Origin of the sequence: Kitasatospora sp. NPDC057512 (assembly GCF_042802135.1) — a bacterium.
GTDB lineage: Bacteria > Actinomycetota > Actinomycetes > Streptomycetales > Streptomycetaceae > Kitasatospora.
In genome coordinates, this window is the sequence record NZ_JBHVET010000524.1 from 1 (window position 1) to 6,264 (window position 6,264).

The 6,264-nt window shown below is 73.1% G+C and carries 3 protein-coding genes and 1 tRNA gene; 1 reads left to right on the top strand and 3 read right to left on the bottom strand.

From position 1 onward, the window contains the following. Window positions 1–43 precede the first annotated feature (43 nt). Window positions 44–1,732, bottom strand: a complete 1,689-nt coding sequence (locus ACFU6K_RS28135; RefSeq protein ID WP_380667621.1) for a PKD domain-containing protein — start codon at window positions 1,730–1,732, stop codon at window positions 44–46. A 279-nt stretch (window positions 1,733–2,011) separates the two neighbouring features. After that, window positions 2,012–2,084: transfer RNA gene (locus tag ACFU6K_RS28140), tRNA-Arg, on the bottom strand. A gap of 240 nt (window positions 2,085–2,324) precedes the next feature. Here ACFU6K_RS28140 and ACFU6K_RS28145 point away from each other — a divergent pair. After that, window positions 2,325–3,863, top strand: a complete 1,539-nt coding sequence (locus tag ACFU6K_RS28145) for a glycosyltransferase family 39 protein (protein WP_380667623.1) — start codon at window positions 2,325–2,327, stop codon at window positions 3,861–3,863. Between the two features lie 152 nt (window positions 3,864–4,015). Here ACFU6K_RS28145 and ACFU6K_RS28150 read toward each other — a convergent pair. Continuing rightward, the coding region (locus ACFU6K_RS28150) for a D-alanyl-D-alanine carboxypeptidase (protein WP_380667625.1) at window positions 4,016–6,264 on the bottom strand (2,249 nt) is incomplete at its 5' end.

Sequence of the window (6,264 nt, forward strand, 5' to 3'; positions counted from 1 at the left end):
CTCCCGGGGAGCGGACGACCGGCGCACCGGGTATGACGTGGCGTCAGCTGGTCTCGTACCGGCCGAACACGTCGATGATCAGGTTGGTCGGCGACCAACTCCGGTTCCAGACGTCGATCGTGTCGGTGTTCTTGAGGCTCGCCTGCACGAGGTTCGACACGGTGGCGCCCTTCTCCCAGTTCAGGACCGAGGAGTCCGGCGGCGTCGGCCGGACGGCCTTGCCGGACAGGTAGTCGTCCGTCCGGTTCGGGTCCGGAGCGACGGAGAGGTGCCCGCCGCCCTGGGTGTTGGTCACCGTCACGTTCATGACGACGGAGTCGAACGAACCGAAGAGCTGCGGCACGTAGTGCCGGTAGTAGTCCTGGCCGGCGAGCGGCAGGCCCCAGGGCCGGTCGTCGTGCACCCGCGTGGGCTCCTCCGGCATGTAGGCGGCCTTGCCGTCGGCGCTGTAGTAGCCGGTGACGTCCACGATCACGTCGGTTCCGGACCAGGAGCCGTTGCGGACGGTGATCCTGCCGTCGGGGCCGACCGGCACGATCACCGCGTTGGCGACCGTCTGCCCCGGCTCGAAGTTCAGGTTCGACGTGGCCGACGGCTGCCCGCCGCTCGGGGAGACCGTCAGGTGGCCCGAGCCCTGCGGGTTCGTCACCGTCACGTTGAGCGCCACGGCCGCCACGCCTTGGGCCGGCAGCCCGCCCTGGCCCGCGACCTGCACCTCGAAGGTGCTCTGGCCGGCGGCCTGCCCCTGCGCGGTGCCCTTGCCCTCGCGGGTGTCGGCGATCCGCGCCGGGTTCATCGAGGTGTACCCGTTGGCCGCGGTCTTGGCGAAGTAGCCCGTCACGTCGGCGATCAGGTCCACCGTGCCGCCGCTGCGGTTGGCCAGTTCGACGTACCCGTCCGCGCCGACCGGGACGATCGCCAGCGTCGGCACCGTCCTCCCCGCCGTGAAGTTCACGTTCGAGGTGGTCGGCTGCTTCGCGCCGGAGGCGTAGGCGATCACGTGCCCGTCGCCGACGGCGTTGGTCGCGGTGATGTTCAGCGCGACGGCCGTCACCCCGGCCGGGATGCCGCCGTTGCCGGCCACCTTCACCTTGGTGGTGCCGAACGCGGCGACCGCACCGGCGGCCGGGGCCCCGGTGCCGTCCCGGGTGTCCAGCAGTCGGGTCGGCGTGTACGGGGTGAACTCGGAGCCGTCCAGGACCACTTCGAAGGTGGTGGTGTCGGTCAGCTTGCTCACCGGCTCGGTCGCCGTGACCGTGATCCGGTGGACGCCGGCCTTGGCGTACTTGTGCTTGAGGAACACGTCCTCCGTGCCCAGGCCGTGCTCCGAGGCCGCGGGGGTGCCGTCGCCCCAGTCGACCGTGTAGTTGACGACGACGTACTTCAGGTCGGTGGAGACTCCGGCCGCCATGCCCATGCTGTGCGCGTTGGAGGTGGACACCCCCGTGAACACCTTGAAGTACGGCTCGGCGGCCGCGGCCTTCGGCGCGGTCTCGGCCTCGGCCCTGACCTCGGCCTTGGCGGCGGCGTCCTTCGCGGACCGCTCGGCGGCGGCCTCGACGGCCGCCTCCTGCTGCGCGGCCGCCTCCTTCGCGGCCCCGACCCCGACCCCGGCCCCGGCGGCCGGAGCGGTGGCGGTCGCGGCCCCGCCCGGAGTGGCGGACGGGCTCGCCGCCTGCGCCACGGCGGGCACGAAGCCCACGACTGCCGCGACAACGGCGGTGGAGATCATGAAACGGTGACGGTACACCGGCCCCCCAGTGCTTGAACCAGTTCAAAAAAGCCTGGACCGGAGCCTACCTGAACAAAGGTTCGGACCCGGCGGAATATCCGGCCACCTCCCGGCATCGGCCGGTGAACGCCGCGGAGAACGGACGGGACGACCGCACCGGACCGGTACGGCGGCCCGGCCGGACCGACCGGCCGGGCCGGCCCGGACCAGCTGGCCCGGAAAGCGGCACAGGCCCCCCGCCCGGGATGGGCGGAGGGCCTGTGACCTGCGTGTTCGTTGTGCCCCAGGCAGGATTCGAACCTGCGACACCGGCTTTAGGAGAGCCGTGCTCTATCCCCTGAGCTACTGAGGCGCGGCCCGGGTGCTGCCAGGCCGTTCACAGCGTACCGGATCGGGGGTGGGGCTCGGGGTGCGTCCTGTGGATCTTGCCGGATCGGGCCGCTGCGGCGCGGACCCGGCGGGATCCGCGGGAGGTGCCGCGCGGCGGCGGAGGGGGTGCGGGTGGCCGACGGGGTGTCAGGGCGGGTCAAGTAGCCTGCCGGGCAGGGCGGGATCCGCCCCGGCGCGTCGCGTGAAGGAGACGAAGGACTCGATGAGACCTGCTGTGCGCCCGGTGGGCCGGCTGTTGGGGCAGGTGTGGGTGTGGCCCGCGGTGGTCATGCTGGCGGTGGGCGGGTACCGGCTGGGGACGCCGGACCTGTGGCGGGACGAGATGGCGACCTGGACGGTGTCCACCCGCTCGCTGGGCGACCTGCTGCGACTGCTCCAGCACGTGGACGCCAGCAACGGCGCGTACTACCTGCTGATGCACGGCTGGACGGCGGTGTTCGGCGACTCGACGCTCTCCCTGCGAATACCCTCCGTGCTGGCGATGGCCGGGGCAGCGGCGCTGGTGGCGCTCACCGCCCGGCGGCTGTTCGGCAGCAAGGTGGCGGCGGTCGGCGCCGGGCTGCTGCTCGCGGTGCCCCCGGAGATCTCCCGGTACGCCCAGGAGGCGCGCTCCTACGCGCTGGTGACCTGCGCGATCGCGGCGGCCTCGTACTTCCTGCTGCGGGCCCTGGAGCGGCCGACCTGGCGGCGCTGGGCGCCGTACTGCGTGGCCATGGCGCTGGCCGGCGCCGGGCACCTGGTCTCCTTCAGCACGGTCGCCGGGCAGCTGGGGCTCCTGGCCCTGCACCTGTGGCGCACCCGTCCGGCGGCGGACCGGCGGCTGCTGTGGCAGTACCCGCTGGCGGTCGCCGTGGCGGCGCTGCCGGTGCTGCCGGTGGTGCTGCTGGGCAGCCGGCAGTCGGACCGGCAGCTGGGCTGGATACCGACGCCCTCCCTGCGCGGCCTCGCCTACTTCGGCGAGCGCCTGTTCGGCTCGGACCTCGTCTTCTACGCCTTCGTCCCGCTGGCGCTGCTGGCCCTGGCACTGCCCGGCCGGCGGATCCAGGCCTGGCAGGCGCTCCTGCTCGCGGAGCTGCCGGTGGTGGGCGTCTGGCTGGTGTCCCGGCTGACCGACACCTCGTACTTCCTCGGGCGGTACCTGCTGTTCACGGTGCCCGCCTGGGCGGTGCTGGCCGGCGGCGGCGCCGGGGCGGTGTACGGCGCGGTGGCGGCCCTGGCCCGACGGCGCGGCCGGGCGCCCCGGGGGGCCGTCGCGGTGGCCGGGCTGCTGACGGTCGGGCTGCTCGCGGCGCCGGCCGTGGTCGCGCTGCCGAAGCAGCCCGAGATCCGGTACGTGGACGCGCACAACGGCTCGGAGGAGCCGTTCAAGGCGGCGGCCCGGGAGATAGCGGCCGGCTACCGCACCGGGGACGGGATGGCGGCCCCGCTGGGCGACCAGTCCTGGGCGATGGCCTGGCCTGGCGTCAGCTACTACCTGCCCCGGGACGTCGTCCCCTTCCCGGTCTTCGTCGCGCGGAGCGCCGACGACGCCGAGGACCTCTCCCCGACGCCCTGCCCGCAGCCGGCGGACTGCCTGGGCGGGGTGTCCCGGATATGGCTGCTGGTCCTCGGCGACACCGAGGACCCGCTGGGCGCGATGCCGACCGACCAGGCGCAGGTGCTCCGCGCCCAGTACGGCGACCCGGACCGCGTGACGCCGCTCGGCGGCCTCACCCTCGCGCTGCTCGACCGGGACGTGTAGGGGCGTGTAGGGGGCGGAGCGGGGAAGCGGAGGAGCAGGGAAGAAAAGGAAGAAGGGGAGCCGGTGTGGACCGGCTCCCCTTCTTCCTTCCCGCGTTCAGCGCCTCAGCGCCTCAGCGGCTCAGTGCCTCAGTGCCTCAGCCGCTCAGCGCCTCACAGCGTGCGCAGCAGCCGGGACTGGATGGAGGGCGGGTTCAGGTCGGACTGGAGGGCCACCGGGACCTCCGCCTTGTCCTCGCCCGCGCCCACCCGCAGCGTGCCGACCTCCGTACCGGCCAGCGCGCGGTGGCCGATCTTCGACGCGTCCAGGGTGACCGTGCCGGAGATGCCGGGGAAGCCCGCCACCACCAGGTCCTTGGTCGCGACGACCGCGACCTTGCCGCCGATCCCGTCGTCCACCGAGCCGACGACGTCGCCCTTCTTCACCACGGTCTGACCGGTCACGCCGTTCTGCGCGGCCTGGATCTGCTTGCCGCTGACCTTCAGCACGGTCGGCAGGATGCCGTCGCCCGGGTTGGGCGAGGTGGCCTGCTGGCCCAGCGTGACGCCGAGGATCAGCCGCTGCACGCCGCCGATCTCCTTGTAGGCGGCCCACATCAGGCAGCCGCCGGCCGGGGTGCTGGAGCCGGTCTTGACGCCGATGACGCCGGTCTTCGGGTTGATCAGGTTGTTGGTGTTGGAGATCTTCACGTTGTTGAAGTTGGTCTCCGGGGTGGAGACGATCTGCCGGAAGATCTCGTCCTGCATGACCTGCTCGGCCAGCTTCAGCTGGTCCTTGGCAGTGGACTTGGTGTCCGCGCTGAAACCCGCCGGGTCGGCGTAGATGGTGTTGGTCATGCCGAACTTGGTCGCGGTGTCGTTCATCAGCTTGACGAACGCGTCCTCGGAGCCGGAGTGGAAGCGGGCGAGCAGCCGGGCCACGTTGTTGGCCGAGGGCAGCATCAGCAGTTCCAGCGCCTGGTACTCGGTGATGACCTGGCCCTCGGTGAGCGTCACCCGGGACTCGTCGACGTTGCCGGACTCCTGCGCGGCCTGCTTGTCGACGGTGATCTTCGGACCGCTCTCCCCCTTCTTCAGGGGGAACTTCTGGAGGATCAGGTAGGCGTTCATCACCTTGGTGACGCTGGCGATCGAGGACGGCGTCTCCTGGCCCGAGCTGCCGAGGCTGCCGACGCCGACCACCTCGGCGGCGGACTGGCCCTTGGCCGGCCAGGCGAGGTCGAGCGCGTCGCCGGAGAAGCTGTAGCTGCCCGCGGCGGTCATCTTCAGCTTGGGGTCCGGCAGCGGGCGCAGCAGCTGGGCCACCGCGAGCGCGCCGAGCACCACGGCGAGGAAGACCGTCCAGATGGTCACCCGCTTGAGCGCGCGCCGCAGCGGCGAGACCGGGCGGGCGTTGAGGGAGGCCAGGACCTCCATCGCCTCGGCGGTGTTCTCCGGCGACGGCAGCGGCTCCGGGGCGGGCAGCGGCTCGGGCCTGGGCAGCGGCGGGACCGGCGGCACCGGCCGCGGGTCGGGCTCCGGCAGCGGCTTCGGGGCCGGTGCGGGAGCGGGCTCGGGGGTCGGCTTCGGCAGCGGCGCCGGACCGGGGGTCGGCTCGGGCTCGGGAAGCGGCTTGGGCTCGGGCTTCGGCTCGGGCTTCGGCTCCGGCACGGTGCCGGTCCCGGGGACGGCGGCGACCGCGGAGGCGCGCAGCGGCGCGGGCTTCTCCAACTTCTCGGCCTGACCCGGCCGCTGACCCGGCTGACCCGCCTGACCGGGCTGGCCGGCCTGACCGGGCTTGGTCAGCGCGAGGGTCACGGAGCCGATGGCGGGAGCGGCCTCGTCGTCACCGGTGTCACCGCTGTCGCCGGTGTCGCCGGTCTTCTCCGGGGCCTCCTCGGCCTTTCCTACCTTCTCCGTCTTCTCGGTCTTCTCGACCGGGCCGGTCCGCTCGGCCGGCTCCGCCGTGGCGGCTTCGTCGGCCGTGTCGGCCGCCTCGTCGGCCGGCTTGTCGAGCTTCTCCACCGCCTTCTCCACCGGTGCGACGGCAGGCTCGGAGCCGCCCTCGGAGCCGGTCTCCCCCGACGGCTCGGCCGCCTTCCCCCCGGCCTTCCCCGCCACCGCGGCACCTGTCCGCATGGCGAGACGCGGGTCGGCGGCGACCGGACGCCCGGCGGGCTCCGTCACCTCCGCGGTCTCCGACGAGGACTCCTTCTCCCCGTCCCCACCTTCGGAACTCCCCTTGCCGGCGGCCTTCACCAGCTCCTCGGGCAGCCGCAGCGCGGTGGTCCGGTTGTCCACCGGCAGCCGCAGCATCGTCGTCCGGCTGTCCACATCCCGGACGCGGAGCTGCACGGTCGAGCCGCCCTTGGGCGCCGTCGCCGAGGCGTCGTCGGACGCCTCCGGGGCGGCCTCGCCGGAGG

What these genes read in the sequence shown, in the direction of transcription:
- ACFU6K_RS28135 (WP_380667621.1), bottom strand. Translation starts at nt 1,732, where the DNA reads ATGATCTCCACCGCCGTTGTCGCGGCAGTCGTGGGCTTCGTGCCCGCC.
- ACFU6K_RS28145 (WP_380667623.1), top strand. Translation starts at nt 2,325, where the DNA reads ATGAGACCTGCTGTGCGCCCGGTGGGCCGGCTGTTGGGGCAGGTGTGG.